The organism is Myroides sp. ZB35 (assembly GCF_001865835.1).
In the GTDB taxonomy this organism is placed as follows: Bacteria; Bacteroidota; Bacteroidia; order Flavobacteriales; family Flavobacteriaceae; genus Flavobacterium; species Flavobacterium odoratimimum.
Genome location: NZ_CP017769.1, coordinates 2,545,431 through 2,570,679, shown reverse-complemented (window position 1 = coordinate 2,570,679; position 25,249 = coordinate 2,545,431). Strand labels below are relative to the sequence as shown.

The window sequence follows — 25,249 nt, the reverse complement described above, 5'->3', positions numbered from 1 at the left end:
CCTCTAACTGTGATAGTATTAAATGCATTTTACATATAATATCTCAATATAAAAACGCGAACAAAATGACCATTTTTTTCACAAAACATCTAATGAAAAGTGTTTTTAAAATAAAAACCTCCCATATTGGGAGGTTTTTACTTCATATTTTTAATATAATGCAGGATATAAATTAGGATTTACCTCATTCATCATTGCATAAACTTTTTCAAAAACATCTTCTGATGATGGCTTAGAGAAGTAATCTCCGTCTGTACCATAAGCAGGTCTGTGTGCTTTAGAAGTCAATGTCTGAGGATCACTATCTAAGTGACGGTATCCTTTTTGTTCTTCTAACACTTTTTGAAGGATATAAGCAGAAGCACCACCTGGTACATCTTCATCGATAACTAACAGGCGATTTGTTTTAGCAAGACTCTTCACAATATCGTGGTTCAAGTCAAATGGCAATAAAGACTGAGCATCAATAATCTCAACATCTATCCCTACTTCTAACAACTCTTTTGCAGCTTGCTCTATGATTCTTAGTGTAGAACCATAAGATACTATCGTCATATCTTTTCCTTCTTTGATCGTCTCTACTACACCGATAGGAGTTTTAAACTGCCCTAAGTTATTAGGCATTTTCTCTTTTAAGCGGTATCCATTAAGACACTCGATTAATAAAGCAGGCTCATCACTCTCTAATAAAGTATTGTAGAATCCTGCTGCTTTTGTCATATTTCTTGGAACTAATACATGCATTCCTCTGATAGCATTAATAATCATCCCCATAGGAGATCCTGAATGCCAGATACCTTCTAATCTATGACCACGTGTTCTAACAATCAATGGAGCTTTTTGACGACCTACTGTTCTATATTGAAGAGTAGCTAAATCATCACTCATGATTTGGATAGCATATAATAAGTAATCTAAGTACTGAATCTCAGCGATAGGTCTTAGCCCACGCATTGCCATACCGATACCTTGACCTAAGATAGTAGCCTCTCTAATACCAGTATCCGTTACTCTATTTAATCCATGTTTCTCTTGAAGTCCTTCTAATCCTTGGTTTACGTCACCGATATTACCAGAATCTTCTCCGAAGATCATTACATTCTTATGATTTTCTAAGATAGTATCGAAGTTATCTCTTAGTACTACACGAGCATCTACTTCTGTAGCATCTGCATCATAAGTAGGCAATACCTCTTCAATAGCTGTAGCTGTACCCGTCATTAGGTGAGAGCTATATCTAGGTTGGTTCTTAGCGAAGAAATCATCGATATACTGCACTAATGCACCTTTACCTGATTCTTTAATCACCATTCTCAGTACCTTACGAGCTGTAGTGATTACATCTCTTCTGATTGGCTCTTTAATACCAGCTAAATCATTAGCCATTTTCTCTATAAATACTCTATTTGCACTAGATGCAGCTACAGTACCTAATAAAGCTACTAATTCATTACGCTCAGCGATGATTGGATCTACATAAGCTTTCCAAGCAGCTTTTTTGCCTTCTAGTACTTCTTTTTTAAGTTGTTTATCTAGCTCATCTAACTCTTCCGCAGTAGCAATATCAGAAGTAATCATCCAGTTTTTCATCTGAACGATACAATCGTGCTCTACTTCCCAAGCTAAACGCTCTGGACTCTTATATCTCTCATGAGAACCCGATGTAGAGTGTCCTTGAGGTTGAGTTAACTCTTGTACGTGTACTAATACAGGTACGTGCTCTTCTCTAGCTATTTTAGAAGCTTGGTTATAAGTATCTACTAAAGCTACATAATCCCATCCTTTCACACGTAAGATTTCATATCCATTACCATGCTCATCTCTTTGGAATCCTTTTAATATCTCAGAGATATTCTCTTTTGTAGTTTGGTATTTTGCGTGTACAGAGATACCGTATTGGTCATCCCACACATTCATTACCATAGGTACTTGTAATACCCCAGCAGCATTGATCGTCTCGAAGAATAATCCTTCTGAAGTAGAAGCATTACCTATCGTACCCCATGCTACCTCATTACCATTTACAGAAAAGTTTCCTTCCTTATCAGCATCTGCAAACTCTCTATAAAATTTAGAAGCTTGAGCTAATCCTAATAATCTAGGCATTTGCCCAGCTGTAGGTGATATATCTGCACTTGAGTTTTTTTGGTCAACTAATTTTTTCCAATTTCCGTTCTCGTCTAAGCTGTGAGTAGCGAAGTGCCCTCCCATCTGACGACCTCCAGACATCGGATCATTCTCTAAATCAGCATGTCCAAAAAGTCCTGCAAAAAATTGTTCTACTGTCAATTGTCCTATCGCCATCATAAAAGTCTGATCGCGGTAATATCCAGATCTAAAGTCTCCATTCTGAAAAGCCTTCGCCATAGCAAGCTGTGGCACCTCTTTTCCATCTCCAAAAATTCCAAACTTCGCTTTTCCAGTAAGCACTTCACGTCTACCAAGTAAACTACATTCTCTACTTAGTTTCGCAATCTTATAATCTTGAATTACTTCTTTCTTAAAATCATCGTAAGAAAGAGCCGTTTTTGTTTCTTTTTGACTCATTGTAAAATACACTAATTTACTTGTTACGAATATAAAATAATATCACTAAAAAAGCTAGTACATACTTCTTCATTATATTGAATTAATACATACATCTTTTGATAATCAATCAAAAAAAAAGTAAAAAAATTACACTAAGTAAAAATTAAAGTATTTTTAACAAAACGATATTATGAATTTCGTAATCACATATAAAAAAATATCCCCTACAAAGAGGGGATATCTATTATTCGATAATTGTTAAAATATCTTCTAGTGCAAAACGTACTTTCTTCATAGGTAATAACCAATCATTTTCATGATCTCTTTCTCCTATCGCTAAAATAGTTACACTTCTCAGTCCTTTCTTATCTAAACCTAATGCCTCATCTAACTGATCATTATAGAAGCCCTCCATAGGTGAAGCATCTACTCTTAACTCAGCCGCAGCTGCAATAGCCATACCAAAAGCAATATAAGCCTGACGAGCTGCATGCTCTGCTTGCTTCTCTTGTGACATTGCTGCAAAGTTACCTTTGATAAATCCTTTATAATCATTCATAGCACCAGGAGCTAACTCTCTCGTCTTCTCTACATTATCGAATACAGCATCAATGCGCTCTTCTGTATAAGCATCCCAAGCAGCAAAAACCAAAACATGTGAACTATCCACCACCTGACTTTGATTCATAATCACAGGTAATAGCTTCTCTTTTAACTCTTGATTCTTGATTAAGATCATCTCGAAAGGTTGTAACCCAGAAGAAGTAGGTGCCATACGAGCTGCCTCGATGATCTGCATTACTTTTTCGTCTGCTATCTTAACTGAACTATTATATTTCTTAGTAGCATAACGCCACTGTAAACTCTTTAGTAACTCCATAATTTATTAATTATCTCTTAGCCAAAAAAGCTAAAACATTATTCTCTATACGTTCATTAATATTAGAGATATCAGCCTTCACAAATGGTTCTCCTATAATCTTCTCATATAGCTCTATATATCTATCTGATACACTATTGATATACTCATCCGTCATCTCTGGTATTGCCTGTCCTTCTTTTCCTTGAAAGCCATTGCTGATTAACCATTGTCTGACGAACTCTTTAGACAATTGCTTTTGAGCCTCCCCTTTTGCTTGTCTTTCTTCATAGCCCTCTGCATAGAAGTATCTAGAAGAATCTGGCGTATGTATCTCATCGATTAACACAATCTTTCCGTCTTTAGTCTTCCCAAATTCATATTTAGTATCCACTAAGATCAAACCGCGCTCTGCTGCTATCTCACTTCCTCTCTGATACAGTGCGTGTGTGTATTGCTCTAATACCAAATAATCTTCTTCAGAGACAATCCCTCTTGCCAAGATATCTTCTCTCGAGATATCTACATCATGAGCTCCTAAATCTTCTTTAGTAGATGGAGTGATAATAGGTGATGGCAATTGATCATTCTCTTTTACCCCTTCAGGCAAGGTCACTCCGCATAACACTCTCTTTCCTTCTGCATACTCACGAGCAGCATGCCCAGCTAGATAACCTCTGATCACCATCTCCACCTTAAACGGCTCACATACATGCCCCACCGCTACATTAGGATCAGGTGTAGCTACTAACCAGTTAGGAACGATGTCACTTGTCATCTCCATAAACTTGGTTGCTATCTGATTTAGGATTTGTCCTTTAAAGGGAATTCCCTTAGGCATAATAACGTCAAAAGCCGATAATCTATCTGTAGCAACCATAACTAATAAGTCGTCTGCTATATTATAAACTTCTCTTACTTTTCCGCGGTAAACTGACTTTTGATTTGGAAACTCAAAACCCGTTTTTGTGATTGTGTTATTCATATTCTTGTTATAGTTGTGTAGTTCTTTTCTATTCTAGTAGGCTATCAAATCTAATAGCGCTGTTTCAAATCTGTCCTTAGGCAGATATTGATCTTCTAAAGCTTTCACAAATGGTATGGCTGTCTCTAAACTGGCTACCCTTCTTACAGGTGCATCTAAGTCTTCAAAACAATTCTCCATAATCATCGCCGACATATCACTTGCAATTCCTCCGAATAAGGAATCTTCCTGCAAAATTATAACTTTATTTGTTTTTTTCACTGATTTAAATACAGTTTCCTCATCTAAAGGTTGTAAAGTTCGTAAATCTATCAAATCAGCCTTAATATCAGGGTGCTTGTCTAGCACTTCCATCGCCCAATGCACTCCTGCTCCAAAGGTCACTACGGTCACATCTGCCCCTTCTCTCAACACACTCGCCTTTCCAAACGGCAGTGTATAATAATCCTTAGGTACATCCTGATAAATACTCCTATACAACAGTTTGTGCTCAAAGAAGATCACAGGATTAGGGTCATTAATAGCAGTAGCCATTAGCCCTTTTGCATCATACGGAAAAGCAGGGTACACTACCTTAAGTCCTGGTGTTTTTGTAAACCAAGCTTCATTGGTCTGTGAGTGGAATGGGCCTGCTTGTGTACCACCACCACACGGCATACGCACGACCACATCTGCCTTCTCATTCCATCTGTAATGTATCTTTGCCAAATAGTTTACAATCGGATTAAACCCAGTAGATACAAAATCGCCAAACTGCATCTCCATAATCGCTTTTCCTCCATTGATAGAATACCCCATCGCGGCAGAGACTACTGCGCTCTCACAGATAGGTGTATTGCGAATACGCCCTTTGCCAAACTGCTCTACGAAACCATCTGTTACTTTAAATGCACCTCCGTATTCTGCAATATCTTGCCCCATGATGATTAAGTTATCATGGCGTTCAAAAGATTGTTTTAACCCTTCTGATATCGCATCTATCAGTCGAATATTAGCTACTTCTGCTGTTGGTTGTATATCTTCATACTGATAAGGAGCATACATATCATTTAGCTCCGTAACCAAGTCAGCTACTATAGCAGGCTCTTCTTGTGTTGCCTTCCAGTCCTTGTCTATCTCTTGTTTAAACTCTTCTCTAATCTGTTCGTCTAAAGCATCTGTCAGTACGCCTATTTCTTTTAGATAAGCTCTGTAATTCTCCACAGGGTCTTTTAGTTGCCACATATCCATCAGTTCTTGAGGCACATACTTTGTACCACTAGCTTCTTCGTGCCCACGCATTCTAAAGGTCAAAAACTCTATCAATACAGGACGAGGATTCTCACGCATAGATTGTGCCAGTGCACTGATCTGCTGGTATACTTCTAAGATATTATTCCCATCTATAATATGACTTTCCATCCCATATCCTATCGCACGATCTGCTAGATGCTCACATCTATACTGCTCATTCGTGGGAGTCGACAGTCCATAACCATTATTCTCGATTACAAAAAGAACAGGTAGATCCCACACAGAAGCAATATTCAGCGCCTCGTGGAAGTCTCCTTCAGAAGTAGCTCCTTCACCTGTAAATACTGCTGTTATCTTATTCTCATTTCTCAAGGTATGCGCTAGAGCGATACCATCTGCTACACCCAACTGGGGACCTAAGTGAGAAATCATCCCCACTATATGATATTCTTGTGTACCGAAGTGAAAAGAACGCTCACGTCCCTTAGTGAACCCATTTGCCTTTCCCTGCCATTGAGAGAACAAGCGGTGTAGAGGAATATCTCTAGAGGTAAACACCCCTAAGTTTCGGTGCATAGGCAGAATGTATTCGTCCTGCTCTAAACTAGCAGTCACTCCTACACTGATAGCCTCTTGTCCTATTCCGGAGAACCATTTAGATACTTTGCCCTGTCTGATCAGGATAAGCATCTTTTCCTCTACCATTCTAGGTTTGAGTAATTTTTTATAAAGTCCAAGTAACTCTTGGTCTGTTAAGTTTTTTCGATCGTAATGTAATTGTTTCATAATTGGTTTAATAGACTCTAAAAATAAACATTTGCCTCTACTAAACAAATTAATTCTAAACAAGTAATTACATTATTCTATAATCACTTTTACAACTCATAACAATACTTACTTTCAAAAAACTTTAAAACATTCTTACTGTATAATCTCTCAAATTCATTCCCTGATATTGCAATCTCTCCACCATTCTATACTTCATAATATCTTACATGACAAATTTAAAAAAATCATCTATCCTACTTGTGCTGACATACTCTCTACACCATCTCGCTTGCTGATTCTAGGAGTATTCTAGGGGTTTTCTTGCAGTTTACTTGCCTAGAGAGGCATTTTCTCGAAGGAATGTGCAAGGATACCTCTAGCAACCCTCTAGCAATACCATAGAAATATAAGCTAAACTCAAATGTCTAATCAACTTTCAATAAAGACAGATGTAAATAAAATGCTGATAGTATTCAAAGTATTTTTAACTTTTTTTGCCTCTAAAAACGTATTTACTGGCTTCATCAAGGGTTCAATAAATGGACGAGAAGTGAACTAGAAGAAAAGTACCCTTCTGATATCTTAATTTTACAAGAAGTAAATCAACCATTTAAAAATCAATATTATGGCAGAAGCAATGAACGGAATGTTAGGTGGCGTATCTGGTAAGGTAGGTCCCGTAATAGGCGTAAGATGGCGAGGTCGCTATTTCTGGCGATCTAAAGCGAGGAAAAGCACTAAACCTTTTTCAGAAAAACAGCGGATACAGCAGGAGAAAATGGCACTTGTATCTTCTTTTTTAGCCAAAATAAGAGGATTTATTAATCAATACACACCAATGAGACAAGGTGAAAAATCACTCATCAATGGTACAGAACAACAATCTTCGTTTTTACTCAGACATGGTATCGGCTATGAAGACAATAGAGGGTACTTACAACTCAATCTAGTCACTGTATCTATAGGAACACTTCCTGTAGCGCATATCCATAAAATAGAACTTACAGAAGATAAGCAAATCAAACTAGAATGGGAAGACAATAGCTATAACAGCATGACAGCAGAATCTGACCTGCTAAGCGTCGTAATCTTTCACAATGAAGAAGAGGAATTTCAGATCTATGATACGGTAGGACAACGAATGGATAAAATAGGACTGATCACACTGAAAGAACAATGGACTTACGGTACGATCCATATCTGGACAATGTGGAAAAACAAAGAAGAGACACTGAATAGCACAAGTTTATATCACGAAGAAATAGCTCTAGATTAGCTGATCAGATATAGTGTAGTACTCTACTTCATTCCTGCCTAAACAACCGATAGAAATGAAGTAGATACACTATGCTATTATACCTAATAGAACTTTTATATTATCTATCAGATTCATTTCATAGTACATTAGGTAGAATAATGAACTATATAATCTGATGATGATAACTGATGTAACGCTTAAAACAAAAAAAGGATTAGATAACCTACTGATTATCTAATCCTTTTTAATACTTCTAAGAGCAACAACTATTTCTTAAAGTCCTCCATAGGTACATAGATAGTGGTAGTCGTAGGAGTGTAAATACCAAAAGTAATACATCCTAATAGACCATCTACAAAGCTCATTTGAGTCTTCACAACATAGTTCGTTTTCTTATCTGCTAGTTCACTTCCTTTATACCCTTTGTTTAAAGGAATTAAACCTGCTATAAGTGCATGATTCTTCTTTTTGTTTACTTCTACCACAGGCATTGTTAGATCAGTATCACCTACTGCTACTTTTGCTGTATAACAAGATGTCATAGTCATTGCAACTACACAACACATCAAGGCTAATTTAATTGTCTTCATTTTTACTATTCTTATTTTTAATGATTCTAAATATACTACCCCTTAAAGTATATTAAAAATAGTGAGACAGTATTATAACAATATCATATATAACATTCCCTATCAAATAAATAACTTATAAAAAATATTAAAAACAGAAATGTAATTTAAAAACACCGCTATTTAGAACAATAATAAATAAAGACATAAATAGTCAATTTAAGCTATTCACTTTATAAATCAGATTACGTATCGCTAATTAGATCTAAATAAGGCTTTTTTACATACAAATCAAGGCAAAATATACACTGATTAATACAAGAAATAACTCCCCCTAAAAGCTTTATCAACCTCAGACTCACCTTACATATCAACCCAATACTACAAAGCAATTCTGTCCCATGGTTCTTCCATTAGCGATATAACCATACTTTAAGTAAAATCACTCTTGTAGGCCAATTTTGTATAATAACTATTCGTTTAGATGCCAAATACATAATCTGGGTTAAAAATGAACTAAGATTTACACTAGATTAATCATTTCCCATTTATAGTACTTATATTTGCAAGGTTATACATTGAATAAACTACTCTGTTAGGGGAATCGTGTGAAACTCACGAGCTGTCGCGCAACTGTAAGTAATTAGTACTAATTATAAGTCAGATCACCTACATAGTAGAAGTATAATATTATGGTATTGCTTTCGCGATTTGAAGCAACATAGCTATACTAATATCTTTCCCTTATGACATTTTAGAAAGAATAGTATACTAAACAACTAAAAGCCAAAATAGCTATTCCATAATTTATGAATATTAAAAGTAATAACTAACTCAAAAAAAGAATCATTACAACAATATGGAAGGTCAATTAACAAACAGAGAGTTACGTATCCAAAAAAAAATAAAGGATTCGGAAACACACGTATTTAAAGCTGTATTCCCAGGACAAACTAATCACCACAACACCATGTTCGGTGGAGCGGTAATGTACATTATGGATGAGATAGCATTCATGACAGCTACACGATTCTGTCGTAAACCTATTGTAACTGTATCTAGTGATAAGATTGATTTTAATCATCCTATCCCTGCAGGAACACTAGTAGAGCTTATCGGGACAGTAGTACGTGTAGGAAGAACGAGTCTAGATGTACGCGTAGATGTATTCGTAGAAAGTATGTACAGAGAAGGAAGAGAAAAAGCGATGACTGGTACATTTACTTTAGTAGCGATCAATGAGAGCAAACGCCCTGTTCCAGTATTTGACGAAGTAGAAGAATAATAAATCTTTATATCATACAAAAAATCCCTAACGAATAATCATTAGGGATTTTTTTATACACACTGTTTTGATTTCTATTCTAAAAACAGCACACGCTTGGCCTCTTCTAACAAGAATTTGCTCAAGCCACAACACTATTTCACAATAAAAGCTACCTTATTCAGATAGCTTTTATCGCAAAAAAAAATTAAAGATTATTCAGCAATTGCTTGCTCAACTTCGTCTAACATCATTTTGATAGACTTAAGTCCTCCTCCTGATAAATACCATATTTCTGGGTTTAAGAAAATGATTTTATCATTTTTATATGCGTTTGTTTGTTTTACTAATGCATTAGCAAACTCCTCTTTACCCATAGTAGCTCTCTTAATAGCAGCTCCTCTATCGATTACGAAGATGTAATCTGGGTTTAATTCTTTAATGAACTCATTAGAGATCGCTTGACCATGTGTAGCAGCTTCGATGTTTTGATCAGCAGGTTTTAATCCGAATACATCATGGATAATCCCGAAACGAGATCCTTTTCCATAAGCACTTAAACGTCCTTCGTTAGCAAGCACAACTAAACCTCTTTTCTCAGATTTAGCAGTAGTCTCGTTAATCTTAGCCACACGCTCATCGATTACTTTTAACTCTTTCTCTACCAACTCTTCTTTACCAAACAACTTACCTACTGTACGTTGGCTAGCTTTAAAAGAATTCATATAATCTTTAATATCAATATCAAGATTAATAGTAGGAGCTATTTTACTAAACTCATCATACATAGCAGCAGTACGAGCTGCGATAATGATAAGTTCTGGTTCAGCTGCATTTATTTTCTCCATATTAGGTTCTTTAATACCACCTACATCTACTAAGTTAGCATCATCTGCATACTTAGATAAGTAAGCAGGCATATTACCTTTAGGAGCTCCTTTAAATTCTATACCTAAATCCTCAAAAGTATCTATTATTCCATAACTAAGAATAACAGCATTTTTAGGATTTTCTTTTACTTCAGTAGTTCCTGACAAGTGCTCAACTGTCACTTTTGCTACATTCTCCTCTGTAGTCTCTGTCTTCGTTTCTTTACAAGACGTAAAGATTAAAGCTGAAGCTGCCACGCAGCTTATTAAAAATTTACTCATAACAACTCGATTAGTTAAAATTATTTAAAGTATATACACACCTTATTATTACAGTTATCTACAATAGTCATATCTATATCGAAAACTTCTTTCATAATATCCTCGCGAATAATATCATCCGTTAATCCGAAATGGATAATCTTATGATCTTTAACTGCTGCAATATAGTCTGCATACGAAGAAGCATAATTAATGTCGTGCACTACAATAATTATGGTCTTTCCATAATCATCTGCCAAAATTCGAAGAATCTTCATAATCTCGACAGAGTGTTTCATATCTAAATTATTAAGTGGTTCGTCTAACAGAATATACTCTGTATCCTGAGCCAACACCATCGCTAAGAAAGTACGTTGACGCTGTCCTCCACTTAATTCATCTATGTATTGTTCTTGAATATCTGTTAGTCCCATAAAAGCAATACTCTCCTCTACCTTCTCATGATCGATAGCGTTCATTCTACCTTGAGAATGTGGAAAGCGCCCAAACTCGACTAACTCTTTAACTGTTAACCTTACATTAGGATGATTTGCTTGTTTTAAGATTGATAATCTTTTTGCGAAATCTCTATTCTTAAAATTGACAATATCTTGATCTAATAAATTGATAAGTCCTGAGTCTTTAGCGACTAAACGACTAATAATAGATAACAGAGTACTCTTACCTGTTCCGTTCCCTCCTACTAGACATGTGATTTTTCCTTTTGGAAAAGAAACTGACACATCATTTAGAATCATCTTCTCACCATACGTCTTAGATACATTCTTTACTTCTATCATCCTTTGTTACTTTTTAATAATAAATAAATAAAATACACCCCTCCTACAAAATTGATAATAATACTAATAGTAGTACTCATATTAAAGAGATGCTCCACTAGATATTGTCCTCCTACAACAGTAACCGCTGTTAGCAAACAACATGCTAGTACCATATAACTATGCTTACTACTCTTCACAAGCTCGTAAGTCAAATTGGCAACTAATATTCCTAAGAACGTAATAGGCCCTACCAATGCCGTAGAAATAGCTACCATCACAGAGATAATAAGCAAATTAGCTTTGATCACTTTATGATAGTCTACCCCAAGACTTATGGCATTCTCCCTACCTAAACTAAGTACATCTAACTGTCTAAAATATTTAATCCCCACTAGCATAGAGGCTATTAATAAGACAGCGGATATAGTCAATAGATTTAGGTTTATCTTATCAAACGAAGCAAACATTGCCGACTGTATGATTAAGAATTCATTAGGATCAATAAGCATTACTATAAAAGAAGAAAAACTCCTAAACAGTGTTCCCATTAACAGTCCCACTAATAGTAATAAATACATACTCTTACTCTCTCTTCTGAATACTAAATAGTACATCACTAAAGAGAATCCTAACATTAATACTACAGATATCGCAAAGTTGGTTTCTGAATTAAGAACCTGAAATGTTCTATCTCCATAAGCAAACACTAGCAAAGACTGTAACAACAAATAGAATGAATCAAACCCCATAATAGAAGGTGTCAAGATTCTATTAGCTGATATTGTCTGAAATATAATAGAGGAATATCCTATAGCAAACGATATTAAAATCATCGCAATAACTTTATATCCTCTTCTAGGTAATACATAATCTAATTTGGTTCCCGTAAAGGTGAACATATATATAGCAATGAATAATAATAAAACAACTGCTAAAACTGTAATAATCTTGTTCTTAAACATGTTTAGCGCGTTTAAATATTAGTATTAAAAATATTAATCCACCTATAATACTTACTGTTAATCCTATCGGAATCTCATAAGGCGCTATTAACATTCTGCTTATTATATCACATACCATTAAAAAGATCGCTCCTATCAATGCTGTATAACTAATCGTCTTCTTAAGATTATCTCCAAACATTAAACTCACAATATTAGGAATAATAAGTCCTAAAAAAGGAATCACACCTGCTGTCAGAACCACTACAGTAGAAGTAATAGCTACAAATATCAATCCTAGATAAGTAATCTTCTTATGATCTAATCCTAAACTACTCGCGGTGTCTTCTCCTAAACCTACGATAGTAAACTTATTAGCGTATAAATAGCTCAAGAACACAATCGGAACTCCTAAGTATAAAATCTCATAGTTCCCTTTGATAATAGATGAAAAGTCTCCTATCAGCCAACCTTCCATATTCTGAACCAAGTTCGTTTTATAAGCAAAGAACGTAGATATCGCATTAAGGATATTTCCAAAAACTATCCCTACTAATGGAATAAAAATGATATTGCGCATTTTTATCTTACTCGAGATCTTTAAGAAAATAACACTTGCTAATAAAGCTATTGTAAATGATAAGATCATCTTATAGACCATCCCTCCTCCTGGAAATAATATCATACTAAATAATATTCCCATCTTACAAGCGTCTAAAGTCCCCATCGTAGTCGGTGAGACAAATTTGTTAAGAGAAATCTGTTGTACAATCAATCCAGAAATACTCATACCAATACCTGCTATTAATACAGATATCATACGGGGTAATCTACTTACTAACATAACCAATATCTCATCCTGATCTAGTCGGTGTATATCAAATACAGATATATCTTTTACGCCAACAAATACAGAGATGAAAGAAACTATAATCAGTATAAGAATTAATAATATTCTTATCATTTACTCGTTTGTTTTTATTTAGAATCAAATTAAATAATCGCAAATATAAAAAAGTAAAGTGGCTAACAAAAGAAAAAAACTTATCAATTTATGTAAACTCAATTAGTTAGATTATCGGTATACTAATGTATACACGGATTTTATCAAACAAACACAAGTATTAACTCTTCATTTTTTAATTAATTAAATTTTATAACGTTAAAATTAAAGTAATCACAATTCGGCCTTTTTTAAAATAAATCTCATTAAGTTCTATTTCATGGTAAATAACAGCTCATTTATTACCTAAACAGAGGCTGAAACATACAGTTATAATGTGTTTAACTCATCTTTATTCTCATTCATTAATAAATCGACAAATACTCTCACGGACTTTTTGAGATAACTGTCTTTTAATTGAATAATAACAGCTTCTCGCTTCATATCACTATCTATAATCGGGATAGCATAAAGGTCTTTTTCTCCATGTACAGTTGCGTAAGTAAGAACAGTTTGATAAGCTCCTTTTTTGACAAGGTCAATAATCATAGAAGTTTGATTAGTCTCTATGGCGATATTAGGTCGGATATTATACTTTTCGAACTCCCTGTCTAAAAAGTTACGTGTACTGAATCCCTGTACAGGCAAGGCTAGTCTATACTGTTCTATCTCCTTTAGCCTAATCTCTTTTAGAAGTGCTAATTCAGAATCTCTAGCAACCATAAAAGCCATATCTGATATCAATACAGTCTTATAAATGAAATTCTCTTCATGTGCTCCATCAAAAAAAGTCAGAGCAAAATCAATATACTGCTTCTCTAGATACTGCATTAACTCATTGGTCGTACCAAATGTCACCTCTATCTTCACTTCTGGATATGTCTGTGTAAAAAGAGTAAGTGAAGACAGAACTAAAGACTTTAGTCCCCAAGTAAGCCCTATACGCAATACTCCTGTCTTTAGCCCCTCTAAATCCTCTAATAAGAGCTTTCCATCTTCTGCAGCTCTTATACTTCTCTCAGCATAAAAAGAGAATAACTCTCCTGCTTCTGTCAGTGCTATACGCTTTCCTATTCTATCAAATAGTGGTTGGCCTATTTCTTCTTCTAACTGTTTTATTTGTTGAGATAATGTACTCTGTGTAATAAATAAATGCTTAGAAGCTTCCGTAAAATTGAGTAATTCTTTTGCTTTTAAGAAATACCTTAGTTGTCTTAGTTCCATGAGTTGATCGTTTTTACCGATTGATGTAATAGAAAAATACCGTTTTACTAATATAGAGCTTCCTCGTAACTTTACAAAAAATAAAGAATATGAATACCACCACCTATACAGAAGAAGTCGTTCATATAAGAGCTGTTAAAGGAACCACTACGTACAAAAAGATTAAATGGAGTATATTTTTAGTAGGAGTTTCTGTATTCGCTCAATTATATAATTTCCAACCTATATTATCTGAAATCACACAATACTTTAAAGTAACACCTTCTGAAAGCAGCTATCTAGTATCTGCTAGTACTTTAGGTATGGCTATTGGTCTATTACTTTTTGCATTTATCGCAGATAGTTATCCACGTAAAGACATCATGCTCTTCTCTCTAGTCACCTCTACGATGCTCACCCTCTTATCTGTATGGACTAGTGATTTTTCTATCTTAGTCAATATTAACTTTATAAAAGGAATGTGCATATCAGGGGTATCAGCAGTGACATTAGCCTACTTAGCAGAAGAAATAGACCCTAAGTACATCGGAACAGCCATAAGTTTTTACTTGGCAGGAAATACTTTTGGAGGAATGTTTGGAAGAATTGTTGCCGCATTAGTATCTGGGTGGCTAGGTTGGCAAGCAGCAGTATTTACCATTGGTATACTCGCTGTAGTTATTGCCGTTGCTTTTTATATCTTATTTCCAGAGTCTAGATTCTTCACTCCTAAAAAGCTAAAAATAAAACACAAACTACGACAGATGAAGTCTATATTTAAGAACTATAAGATAATGGCTATGTATCTCGTCGCGATCTGTCTAATGGGGGCGTTCGTAAGTGTATATAACTTTTTAGGTTTTAAACTTGAATCAGCTCCCTATAACTTACCACATTATCTTATCGCTATGATATTCTTAATGTACGCATTTGGTATTTTTGGTAATATGGTTGCCGGATCTTTATCAGATAGATATTCATCTCGTAAAATACTCCTAATCGCTTTAGGGTTAATGTTAATAGGTGTAATAGGTATGTATATGGACAATCTTGTTATTATCCTATTAGGATTGACTTTCTTCACCATCTCATTCTTTAGTGGACACACCGTCGCTAGCAGAGTAGTTACAACTCTAGGTAAGGAAGCTAAAAGTTCCGCTACAGCCTTGTATTGGTTCTTTTATTATATAGGCTCAAGTATTATAGGCAGTTCTACAGGAGTCTTTGTGAATAAAGGCAATTGGAATGGGTTCTTCTATACGCTTATAGGCATGACTATAATAGCCCTTCTTGCGACTTATCTAAGTACAAGACAAACGAAAAAAGCCACTGAATAGTGGCTTTTTGTTTATATGTTTCTATGTATTAGAACCAACCTTTTTTGTTTGCTTGGTATGTATTATAGAACTCCTCATCTGTTTTAGTTAAATAGATAATTCCTTCAATAAGTCCAATGATTCCAGCAAATCCACAAGTAACTAATCCTAAGATTAATTGGATAACACCTTCTTTAGTATACCCTAAGTAGAATTTATGGATAGCGAAAATAGGTAATAAAATTCCTAAAATACCAGCTACTACTTTCTTATTCTCTTGAGGAGGTGTAGTTGCACTTTTCTGTGTAGTAAATTGTTCCATCTTTTTATATTATTTTTTTTGCAAAATTAAAATTGTTTAATGAACAAACAAGAAAAATATAACAATATTTTAAATATAAACAACAAACACAAATAATACTACTACAAAACAGCTACTTAACATAACTATTTTACAAAAACCACTAACTCTCAAAATAAAATAAAAAACACCAATACTTAAACTTCAATACAATAAAAAAAGCAACCTATAAAATATAGATTGCTCTTTTGTCAATAAGGTGAACTTATCTGAAGCTATTTCTTAAAGCTCACTAATTCCATTTGTGAGATCTCTTTCACATTAATTGGACTAACTAGAGCTTCTGCTCTACTCAAATCAATGATTCTGTATCTCTTCACTTCTCCGTCGGCATCATTTTCTAGACTTATCATCTCACCTTCTAGTACCCAATTTCCTTTAGATTCCTCTAAACTGTATTTGTCAATTGCTTGATACTTTCCACCTTTCATGATATCAATTTCAATTAGTGATTTTTGGTATCTTTCTTTATGACTTCTACTCACTCCTTCTTGGAAGTCGAAATGAGCTACAATCCATGTTTTTTCAATATTAATACTGTTAACACTTAATGCTTTGTCAATTTCTAAGTTATTATTATCGTCTGCACTGCAACTAGCTAATAATGAACTCATACCAATAATCAAAACTCCAATTAAAACTTGCGCACATCGTCTCATAATGTAAATAATTAAAAAAAATTAATAATAATCTTTTTTAATCCGTGTACACCTCCTCTCCCTTTGGAGGTATTAATACATCAACTGCCTTGCATTCCCCTTTTCGACGTTTTACAGGTATATAAAATCACTGTAAATAAAATAAACACAATTAAGTTTACATAATAAAAAACAGACTAAAAAAGAACGTTTTTAAATACTAGGTAACTCCGACATTGTTACCTTATCTTTTATTTTCTGAGACAAATGTATAACCGTAGTTTTCGCATCAATATGACATAAATCATAAAAATTCTACATATTAACTTCTAACTTAATGGAATAACCCTAATCTTATTCTAATATTAGAAACTTTTTTAGCAATACAAAAAGTTAACATTTATAATATAACAAACTAAACACAGCACTTTAACCTTATTAACACTAATATCCACAAACAAATCACGAATAATCAGAAATACAATAAAAAATAACAACAAGAATTACCTTAATTTTTTGTTGCTTTTTTAAAGACATAAAAGATTATAATTCTACATTTTGATCTGTTTTTTTAACTTTTATATCTCTTCGACCTCTATTTCCACTATATATCGAAAATTATTTTTAACTCCTAATACCTCTTTTTTCATAAAAGGCATCTACTATTTTTATTAAAACTAGAGATTACATCAACAAAAACGTTATAATATCTCAAACCTCATTAATAAAACACCTTAGCAATATACAAATACAGTAAAAGCCATGACATGAGTATTAGCTTTAAAAAAGAGATTCCAGAGCTTACAAAACAACAGTCCCCACCGTCACTAGCTCTGGAATCTACAAACACAATAACTCACTCTACATCAATAAAATACATCATATCTCACCTAAAACACAATATAACACCTAAGTATTTCAAAAAACCCTTTTCAATACTTATAAAACCTTATCTATACTCTAAACACATTATCAATATTTTTACAGACAAAAACTATTCCTAAATAGCTACTTTAAACAATTATTCTACTTTTTAACCAAAAAGAGCCTTAATCACATTGATTAAGACTCTCAGTACATATTATAAATAAAAATATCTTTTATACTTCTACTTCTTTTTTAGATAGCATTGGTTTCAACCCTAAGTTATTCAATAATCTTTGGTCTGATGATAGACTAGGATTAGGAGTCACTAATAATGTTTCGTTATCTCCTGAAAACATTGAGTTAGCTCCAGCCATAAAACACATTGCCTGTTCATAATCAGACATTTCTATACGCCCAGCACTTAACCTCACCATAGTAGTAGGCATCACAATACGAGCTGTAGCAATCATTCTGATCATATCCCAAGTTTCTACTTTAGGCATTTCTTCCATAGGTGTCCCTTTTACACGTACTAAAGCATTAATAGGTACAGATTCTGGATGTGTATCCATAGTAGCTAAGGTATGCAACATAGATATTCTATCTACATCATTTTCTCCTAAACCAATTATACCTCCTGAACATACTGTTATACCTGCCTTGCGCACATTATCAATAGTATTAATACGATTAGAAAATGTACGAGTAGAGATAACCTTGTCATAGTGATCTTCTGAGGTGTCTAAATTGTGATTATAAGCATATAAGCCAGCCTCTTGTAATCTTTTAGCTTGTTCCTCTGTTAACATTCCTAAAGTACAACAGACTTCTAATCCCATTTCATTTACACCTTTAACCATATCAAGTACTTTATCGAAGTCTTTGTTATCTCTTACCTCTCTCCATGCAGCTGCCATACAAAATCGAGAAGACCCTGCTTCCTTTGCTTTTTTAGCAGTGCCTAATACAGTCTCTAAAGGCAGTAGTCGCTGTACCTTTATATCTGTATGATATCTAGCTGCCTGTCCACAGTAAGAACAATCCTCTACACACCCTCCTGTTTTAATAGACAATAAAGTACTTACTTGTACTTCCTCTGGATTGTGATATTGACGATGTACTAAAGAAGCTTGATGAATTAATTCTAATAAAGGAGTATCATATATTGATTGAATCTCAGCTTTAGTCCAGTTGTGTCTAATTTCCATTTTCTCTTTGTTTATTTATGATAGATATTTCAAAAATAGAAGGAAAGAAAAAGGAAAGACTAGTCCACTTTTAGATTTAGACCTATTCCACTTCTAATTTTATACCAACCACTCTATACTCGTTATATTTCATATACAACATCAAGATGATTATATTAAATCCAATTAAAGCAAATCATTAACATGTTAAATTAAAAATAAACACACATTCAATCAATTATTACCAAAATAATAACATTAAAAACACAATAAGACATATTACTTTATTGTTATAGAGAAAAACACAAAACAGATTACACAAAAAACTCAATCACTATGTCAAACAATCCATCATTCTTTATTCCGTATAAATACTTACTTTATTTTTACTTATTACTGAATTTTGTACTCCGCATTGTATTAATTAATCACCCTATAACCACTTCTACTTTTACCTCAGGAGAAGTATTATCTGTATTTTTGCTAGGTTTTATCCGTGATATTCTCATATTCAGTATAGGATATTTTATATTTTGGCTCTACTTTATTTTCTTTTCAAATCAGAAGTATAATAAACCCTATGGATATATCATATTCGCTATCCTATTAGGTTTATGGGGATGGGTTACCTTTGGCAAAACTATTATATCAGAATATGGCGGTGTACTTCCTGAGATAGCTATTACCTTCTTATCTATAAAAACAGTGTTATTCGGCATCTGTCTTTTCTTACCTCAACATAGAACAACCGTTCGAAAAATAAGTTATGCTCTTACATTATTTATCTTCGTATTAATCCTTGTGCAAAACACAGTGAGTGAATTCTTTTTTTGGAATGAGTTTGGTGTTAGATATAACTTTATCGCAGTTGATTATCTCGTATATACTAATGAGGTCATTGGTAATATTATGGAGTCTTATCCAGTGGTTCCATTATTTAGCATCATCGCTTTAATCACATTATTAACTACATATTACATTTTCAAAAAAACAGAGTATGTTATAGAACATCTTGCTCCATTGAAAAATAAGGTTATACTTAGTATTGTTTATTTACTTGTATTTGGAATTTCTTTATCTGCTATTACTAAGGTAATGACTCCTCTAAATACAGATAATATATTCGCTGAAGAATTAGAAAGTAATGGGGTTTTTAAATTCTATCAAGCTTTTAATAACAGTGTCATTGATTATTTTAAGTTCTACAATACGCTACCTGATGATGAACTAACTAAAAATATTAAACAATTCTACCCTCAATATAACGGAGCTCGTTCACTTCTTAGACATATCAATAGTGATAGTACAACTATCAAAAAAAATGTAGTCCTCATAAGCATAGAGAGTCTTAGTGCGGACTTTATGGAATTTTATGGCAATACCAATAGACTTACTCCTTTCTTAGACAGCCTAGCGATGAAAAGCTTATTCTTTACCTCTACATATGCTACTGGTAACAGAACTGTACGTGGACTAGAAGCTATAACGATGTCTATACCGCCTTCTCCTGGTGAAAGCGTTGTAAAGCGTAAAGACAATAAAGACAAGTTTACAACAGGAAGTGTATTTGCTAAAAATGGATACACAGTCAAGTACCTATACGGAGGAGATGCTTATTTTGACAATATGCAAGACTTCTTCGAAGGCAATAATTACAACATTGTAGATAAGTGTGATTTTAGACCTGATCAGATTACCTTTCAGAATGTATGGGGTGTAGCTGATGGAGATATGGCTAAGAAAGCTATAGAAGTAATGAATGAGGAATATCAGCAAGGCAAACCTTTCTTTAACCATATCATGACTGTAAGTAATCATAGACCCTTCACTTATCCTGATGGAGTATTAGACACCTCAGACCTTACTAGTGCTAGAGATAAAGGAGTTAGATACACTGACTATGCTATTAAAGAATTCTTTTTACTTGCTAAACAACAACCATGGTATGATAATACCATCTTTGTGATCTTAGCTGACCACTGTGCTTCTAGTGCGGGTAAGACACAGCTACCTTTAGATAAATATAGAATACCTGCTATGATATATGCTCCTAAAGGGCTTGCTCCACAACAGTTTGATCAAATGATCTCACAGATAGATGTCATGCCTACCTTATTAGGTATACTTAACTTTAAATATGACTCTAAATTTTTTGGGACTAATGTTTTACAAGCAGATTATAAACCAAGAGCCTTTATAGCAACATATCAAGATTTAGGCTATATCCGAGACAACACATTAACCATTCTTAGTCCTAATCAGAAGGTAAGACAATATGCATTCAATACTCAAGCAGTAAATAATCTAATAACTCCACTTACTACACTAGATGAATTACAATCTAAGTATGTAGATGAAGCTATTTCATTTTATCAATTTACAGCTAAACAGCTAGAATCAAAGAGTTATAATCAATAAAAAAGCAGGGAGAGTAGTGCACACTACTCTCCCTGCTTTTTTAAACACACGTAACACAATTATTTATATGAATGCTGTCTACAACAAATAAACAACACAAAATTGTTCTAAAATAATTCAATTCTACATTTACATAAGAAAACGGGAAAACACCACTTACCTTGCTCTCCCGTTTTAATTTTAAAAAACACTTATCACTTTGTAATATATAATTGAAAAAAACTTATCAAATTTAATTAATGAAAACACTAGCACAGCATTCTTCTTAATCTTAGTATAAAACTCCTTAATTCATTTAAATTAATAAGTATTAATACTTAATTTTGATACTGCAAAAATCACTATTATTGTATAACTCACATAGGACATTTGTCCTTAATGCTATAAAAAAATGTTAAGAATAAATATTGACTTTCTATCATACATTGAATCATTGGCACAGACTGATGTTTTTAATGACAAAATTTTATTGCAACCTTATAAGCCTAAAGAAGTTCTACTACATCAGGGTGATCCTGTTACTAAGGTTATTGTTATTAAAGAAGGGATTACTAAATGCTATATCACAGAAGAAAATGGTAAGGAATATATCCCTGAGTTCTTAAGTACAGGAGAGATAATGGGAGAGATAGAGTTTATTGGTAAAAAAAACTGTCTATGCTCAGTAGAAGCTATAACACCCGTAAGTGCTTATATCATTCCTCTATCCGTATTTGAACATTTATTAAAAACAGATATAACCTTTAATAACACCCTACTAGAAGTAGAAGCATTAAGAGTGTTTCATACTAGCGAAAGAGCATCTTTTCAACAACTTTATACAGTAGAACACGCACTAGAAAAACTGTTAGAGCTACAAGAGAAAGAACAAGTACATATCTCTAAAGAAGATATGGCTTCTTATCTAGGTATCACTACACGTACCTTAAACCGTGCTTTAAAAAAAGTACAAGAAGAGGAATAAAAAACGAGGGAATAGTATGTATTCCCTCGTTTTTTTATACTTATTACATCCAGTGTAATGCTGATGATTCTACCTGATAAAGCCATTTATCTCTTAACTTCACTAACTCACTATACTGAGTAGTACTAAAAGACACTGTTCCTCCAGCAGTATAAAGCTTTAAGCTACCTACATCTGCTGACTGTTGCCACCATAACTGAGACAAGACAATCTTCTGTACCTTATGTGGTTCTATATAAATATAAGAGATATCCCATATCCCCCTTCTTATCATTATAAAATCTTCACTTACTCTTAACCTCCCTACACTATAAAGTCTATACAGTGCTAGTAGCATAATCACACTATAACTCACTACTGTTCCTATAAACATAGCAGAACTAAAATTTGATCTAAAAAACAAGGTTAAAAAGACTAAAGGAAGAACTATAAATAAGAATACTCTAAAACCTAGGTATCTATAATTATACTTTAGAACAGTAGTATACTCTTTTTTCTCTTCTTTAGACATTACTATTTTAAATAGGTCTTCTCTCTCCTGAGTAGAACAACCAGGTATTTGTAACCCAGACTTTTTATTATCTCCCTCTTCTCCTGCCACCTGACTTATCTTTAGACTGCAGATATCAAATAACTTCTGAAAATAATTCTGTTCTATTTCAACCTTTTGAACTCGTTCTGGCCTAATAATCGTATTCCTAGTAGACAGTAATCCATGAGATAATAACAAAGTCTTATTCGAAAATGTAACTTTAAAGTCCCAGAATTTTAATAATGTACGGATCACATTCACTACTAACACAGTGATAACTAAAAACACAATTAAATATAGAAAAGCGACCAAAGACATCCCTCCCTCTATATAGCTTGTCACCTCTTCTTTATCGATATACTCTTCTATAGAGATGCTTCTCACAATCGAATCATACACCATATTAAAGAATACAAGTATCAACCCTAATGTATATAAGTAATTAGAAGTAATACCAACTTTTAGAAGTGTAAGTATACTTATTTGTTTTGTGTTTTTTTGTTGCTCTATAAGCTTCTGTTCTCTATCTATTGTATCTGTTGAAGTATCGTCTATTACTTGTTCATTCTTATAATTTAGCAGTATCTGTTTCAATGCATCAGCATCTGATAAAGCCATAGAAGGGATAGTAGCTTCTTTATCTTTACTACCTGCAGAGTCTATTTCTACAGAGTACACATTGATTATTTTATTAATAAAACTCTGATTGAGATTCACCTGCTGTATTTTCTCTAGTTGAATAGTAACTTTCGATTTATTGATAATCCCTTTTTGAATGATAAATGAATTAGTTTCTTCATCAATATAAAACAAGAAGTTGCGATAACTCAGATAAGCTATTCCAAGACTTAAAACACTTCCTCCTATCACAATCCCCCAAATACTAATAGGGAATTCTATACGCTTATTCACTAAAAATAGTACTATAAGAGGAACAAAAGCTCTTACTATTTTTTGTAAGGCATTTAGAAAGTTAGCAATGATTCCTATTGTAGCTTGTCTAGTAGGTTGATAAAAACTATTCTTATCCATGAACAGATTCCTGTGAGTGTTCTACAATATCTAGATTAGTCCTTAAATCCTGTTGAGGAGACTTCGTTATCTTCTGTATAACATACGCTTTTAGTCGCTCTCCCTCCTCTTTAGATATCCCTGTGATTTTTAGATCACCTAAAGCTCCTCCCGCAGTAAAAAACTCTACCGTACATAAGTTAAACATTCGAAGTAAGGCTCCTTCATATACTCCTACATGCTGCACTCTATTAAAAGGAATAACAGTCTGAGATCTGTTAATAATACCTGTTTTATAAATAATATCTTGCTCACGTAGCGCATAGCCTTTCATTGCTACTCCCTTCATAGAGATAATACATATCAGAATAATCATTACAACTCCTAATCCCATAAGTGAGTATAACAATGCTTCATTCAACAAAGGTTCACTCGTCAAATACTGAAAAATATAAGGTGTAAAAGCAATTAGTAAGATAATAATAGAAATTATTATTAATCTTACCCCAACTACTGTTCGATACCTAGAGTCTAAGTTTTTAAACATTACTTGCTCTACTTGAGGTAATGTATCTATATCAATTTGTTTATTTTCAAACATACTATTCATACTCTTGTCCTTCTGTTTATACAGACATTGATTCTACTAGTAAATATATCATTTAAAAAGAGATACTGTTGTATGCAATCCATAAAAAAAATCCTTTAAAAGTAATACACCTTTAAAGGACTTCTTATTACAAGTTACTATTTTATTACTTTACAGCTTGATTTACAACACCTATATAGTAAGGCTTTTTCGCATTATCTTTTGCACCAATCAAGATAATAGAATAAAACTGTGAAGGTTTAAACACAACATCTTTTCTAGTTGCCAGTACCTTACCATCCTTATCTTTAATCGTAATAGCATAAGTATTAGAATCTAAAGCGTTAAACTCCTGTGTTTTCAAAGCAGTCGTTTCACTGTCTTGAACTCTATTTTCAAATTCTTTTACTACTGTCTTATCATTAAACTGAACAGTAGCTACTACATTATCCGAACTCAAATTAAAGAAACGAACTCCTGACTGCTTAACTTCATTTAAAGGAGTTGCTTTCTTAACATTATCCTCTGTTATAAAGTGGATTACCTTCGATTCGTTCCCTCCTATAAAAGAAGTATAAAACTGCCCACTAGTTATCTTCTTCGTAGTTGTAGTAATTGGCTTGACCTTATTACCTCCATAGATGTCTATTAATCTATTTCCTTGCCATAGATTCACATAACCTACACTCTGATAAAACAGAGGATAATATGGACTCTGAATAGGGCGACCATCTGCAACATAAATAAGCGCATCTTCACTCTCATAGGCATTTACCATAGTAAAACCACCTGCATGTTCTGACAAATCAATATAATCGTCATCACTGCTACAACTAAACACTGCAAAACTTAGAAGCAATACTGTCAATAAACTTAAAACTCTTTTCATAATAGATCTTTTT

At 33.6% G+C, this 25,249-nt stretch carries 21 protein-coding genes and 1 riboswitch; of the genes, 5 read left to right on the top strand and 16 right to left on the bottom strand.

Going from position 1 to position 25,249, the window contains the following annotated elements; translation table 11 throughout:
- Positions 1 to 150: 150 nt before the first annotated feature.
- From BK054_RS11510 to BK054_RS11495, 4 genes are all read right to left on the bottom strand, one after another.
- Positions 151 to 2,547, bottom strand: a complete 2,397-nt coding sequence (locus BK054_RS11510; RefSeq protein WP_071307262.1) for a thiamine pyrophosphate-dependent enzyme — start codon at positions 2,545 to 2,547, stop codon at positions 151 to 153.
- 226 nt (positions 2,548 to 2,773) lie between these two features.
- A complete protein-coding gene (locus BK054_RS11505) occupies positions 2,774 to 3,409 on the bottom strand; it encodes a nitroreductase family protein (RefSeq protein WP_006259384.1) in 636 nt (211 codons plus the stop codon).
- A 10-nt stretch (positions 3,410 to 3,419) separates the two neighbouring features.
- Positions 3,420 to 4,373 carry a phosphoribosylaminoimidazolesuccinocarboxamide synthase gene (locus tag BK054_RS11500; protein ID WP_006259386.1) on the bottom strand — a complete coding sequence of 318 codons (954 nt, stop codon included), beginning with the start codon at positions 4,371 to 4,373 and terminating at the stop codon, positions 3,420 to 3,422.
- Positions 4,374 to 4,406: 33 nt separating this feature from the next.
- Positions 4,407 to 6,392, bottom strand: a complete 1,986-nt coding sequence (locus tag BK054_RS11495; protein WP_006263217.1) for a thiamine pyrophosphate-dependent enzyme — start codon at positions 6,390 to 6,392, stop codon at positions 4,407 to 4,409.
- A 607-nt stretch (positions 6,393 to 6,999) separates the two neighbouring features.
- On the opposite strand from BK054_RS11495, the gene BK054_RS11490 reads away from it, so the two are divergent.
- Complete coding sequence (locus BK054_RS11490) at positions 7,000 to 7,650, top strand: DUF6266 family protein (protein ID WP_006263216.1); 651 nt, start codon at positions 7,000 to 7,002, stop codon at positions 7,648 to 7,650.
- 248 nt (positions 7,651 to 7,898) lie between these two features.
- Here the strand turns inward: BK054_RS11490 and BK054_RS11485 are convergent, their stop codons facing one another.
- On the bottom strand, positions 7,899 to 8,222 hold the full coding sequence (locus BK054_RS11485; protein ID WP_006263215.1) for a Bor family protein: 324 nt from the start codon (positions 8,220 to 8,222) through the stop codon (positions 7,899 to 7,901).
- A gap of 530 nt (positions 8,223 to 8,752) precedes the next feature.
- A riboswitch (cobalamin riboswitch) is annotated at positions 8,753 to 8,893 on the top strand.
- 167 nt (positions 8,894 to 9,060) lie between these two features.
- Here BK054_RS11485 and BK054_RS11480 point away from each other — a divergent pair.
- Positions 9,061 to 9,486: an acyl-CoA thioesterase gene (locus BK054_RS11480; RefSeq protein WP_006259391.1), complete on the top strand. Its 426-nt coding sequence runs from the start codon at positions 9,061 to 9,063 to the stop codon at positions 9,484 to 9,486.
- 194 nt (positions 9,487 to 9,680) lie between these two features.
- On the opposite strand, the gene BK054_RS11475 is transcribed toward BK054_RS11480, so the two are convergent.
- From BK054_RS11475 to BK054_RS11455, 5 genes are all read right to left on the bottom strand, one after another.
- Positions 9,681 to 10,616, bottom strand: a complete 936-nt coding sequence (locus BK054_RS11475; protein ID WP_016649639.1) for a siderophore ABC transporter substrate-binding protein — start codon at positions 10,614 to 10,616, stop codon at positions 9,681 to 9,683.
- 20 nt (positions 10,617 to 10,636) lie between these two features.
- The gene (locus BK054_RS11470) at positions 10,637 to 11,395 is read right to left on the bottom strand and encodes an ABC transporter ATP-binding protein (RefSeq protein ID WP_006259395.1); all 759 of its coding nucleotides are present in this window, start codon (positions 11,393 to 11,395) and stop codon (positions 10,637 to 10,639) included.
- Positions 11,392 to 12,339 (bottom strand): iron chelate uptake ABC transporter family permease subunit, encoded by a 948-nt coding sequence (locus BK054_RS11465; RefSeq protein ID WP_006259398.1) that lies wholly within the window; start codon positions 12,337 to 12,339, stop codon positions 11,392 to 11,394. The genes BK054_RS11470 and BK054_RS11465 overlap by 4 nt, the downstream gene beginning before the upstream one ends.
- Complete coding sequence (locus tag BK054_RS11460) at positions 12,332 to 13,282, bottom strand: ABC transporter permease (RefSeq protein WP_006259399.1); 951 nt, start codon at positions 13,280 to 13,282, stop codon at positions 12,332 to 12,334. The genes BK054_RS11465 and BK054_RS11460 overlap by 8 nt, the downstream gene beginning before the upstream one ends.
- 309 nt (positions 13,283 to 13,591) lie before the next feature.
- Positions 13,592 to 14,485: a LysR substrate-binding domain-containing protein gene (locus BK054_RS11455; RefSeq protein WP_006263213.1), complete on the bottom strand. Its 894-nt coding sequence runs from the start codon at positions 14,483 to 14,485 to the stop codon at positions 13,592 to 13,594.
- A gap of 89 nt (positions 14,486 to 14,574) precedes the next feature.
- Here BK054_RS11455 and BK054_RS11450 point away from each other — a divergent pair, with 89 nt between their 5' ends.
- Positions 14,575 to 15,801 (top strand): MFS transporter, encoded by a 1,227-nt coding sequence (locus BK054_RS11450; RefSeq protein ID WP_071307261.1) that lies wholly within the window; start codon positions 14,575 to 14,577, stop codon positions 15,799 to 15,801.
- Positions 15,802 to 15,829: 28 nt separating this feature from the next.
- Here the strand turns inward: BK054_RS11450 and BK054_RS11445 are convergent, their stop codons facing one another.
- From BK054_RS11445 to bioB, 3 genes are all read right to left on the bottom strand, one after another.
- Positions 15,830 to 16,102: a TM2 domain-containing protein gene (locus tag BK054_RS11445; protein ID WP_006263211.1), complete on the bottom strand. Its 273-nt coding sequence runs from the start codon at positions 16,100 to 16,102 to the stop codon at positions 15,830 to 15,832.
- A gap of 254 nt (positions 16,103 to 16,356) precedes the next feature.
- The gene (locus BK054_RS11440) at positions 16,357 to 16,755 is read right to left on the bottom strand and encodes a hypothetical protein (RefSeq protein ID WP_225602616.1); all 399 of its coding nucleotides are present in this window, start codon (positions 16,753 to 16,755) and stop codon (positions 16,357 to 16,359) included.
- 1,124 nt (positions 16,756 to 17,879) lie between these two features.
- Positions 17,880 to 18,854: a biotin synthase BioB gene (bioB, locus tag BK054_RS11435; RefSeq protein WP_006259406.1), complete on the bottom strand. Its 975-nt coding sequence runs from the start codon at positions 18,852 to 18,854 to the stop codon at positions 17,880 to 17,882.
- Between the two features lie 315 nt (positions 18,855 to 19,169).
- On the opposite strand from bioB, the gene BK054_RS11430 reads away from it, so the two are divergent.
- Both BK054_RS11430 and BK054_RS11425 read left to right on the top strand, forming a co-directional pair.
- A complete protein-coding gene (locus BK054_RS11430) occupies positions 19,170 to 21,251 on the top strand; it encodes an LTA synthase family protein (RefSeq protein WP_071307260.1) in 2,082 nt (693 codons plus the stop codon).
- A 391-nt stretch (positions 21,252 to 21,642) separates the two neighbouring features.
- Positions 21,643 to 22,215, top strand: coding sequence for a Crp/Fnr family transcriptional regulator (locus tag BK054_RS11425; protein ID WP_006259408.1), 573 nt, complete (start codon positions 21,643 to 21,645; stop codon positions 22,213 to 22,215).
- 43 nt (positions 22,216 to 22,258) lie between these two features.
- On the opposite strand, the gene BK054_RS11420 is transcribed toward BK054_RS11425, so the two are convergent.
- The 3 genes from BK054_RS11420 to BK054_RS11410 all read right to left on the bottom strand — a co-directional run bounded on the left by BK054_RS11420 (position 22,259) and on the right by BK054_RS11410 (position 25,236).
- On the bottom strand, positions 22,259 to 23,779 hold the full coding sequence (locus BK054_RS11420; RefSeq protein WP_006263206.1) for a PH domain-containing protein: 1,521 nt from the start codon (positions 23,777 to 23,779) through the stop codon (positions 22,259 to 22,261).
- Entirely contained in the window at positions 23,772 to 24,368 is a 597-nt protein-coding gene (locus BK054_RS11415) for a PH domain-containing protein (protein ID WP_006263205.1), read from the bottom strand. The genes BK054_RS11420 and BK054_RS11415 overlap by 8 nt, the downstream gene beginning before the upstream one ends.
- A gap of 145 nt (positions 24,369 to 24,513) precedes the next feature.
- Entirely contained in the window at positions 24,514 to 25,236 is a 723-nt protein-coding gene (locus BK054_RS11410) for a DUF4397 domain-containing protein (protein ID WP_058699484.1), read from the bottom strand.
- Positions 25,237 to 25,249: the final 13 nt, after the last annotated feature.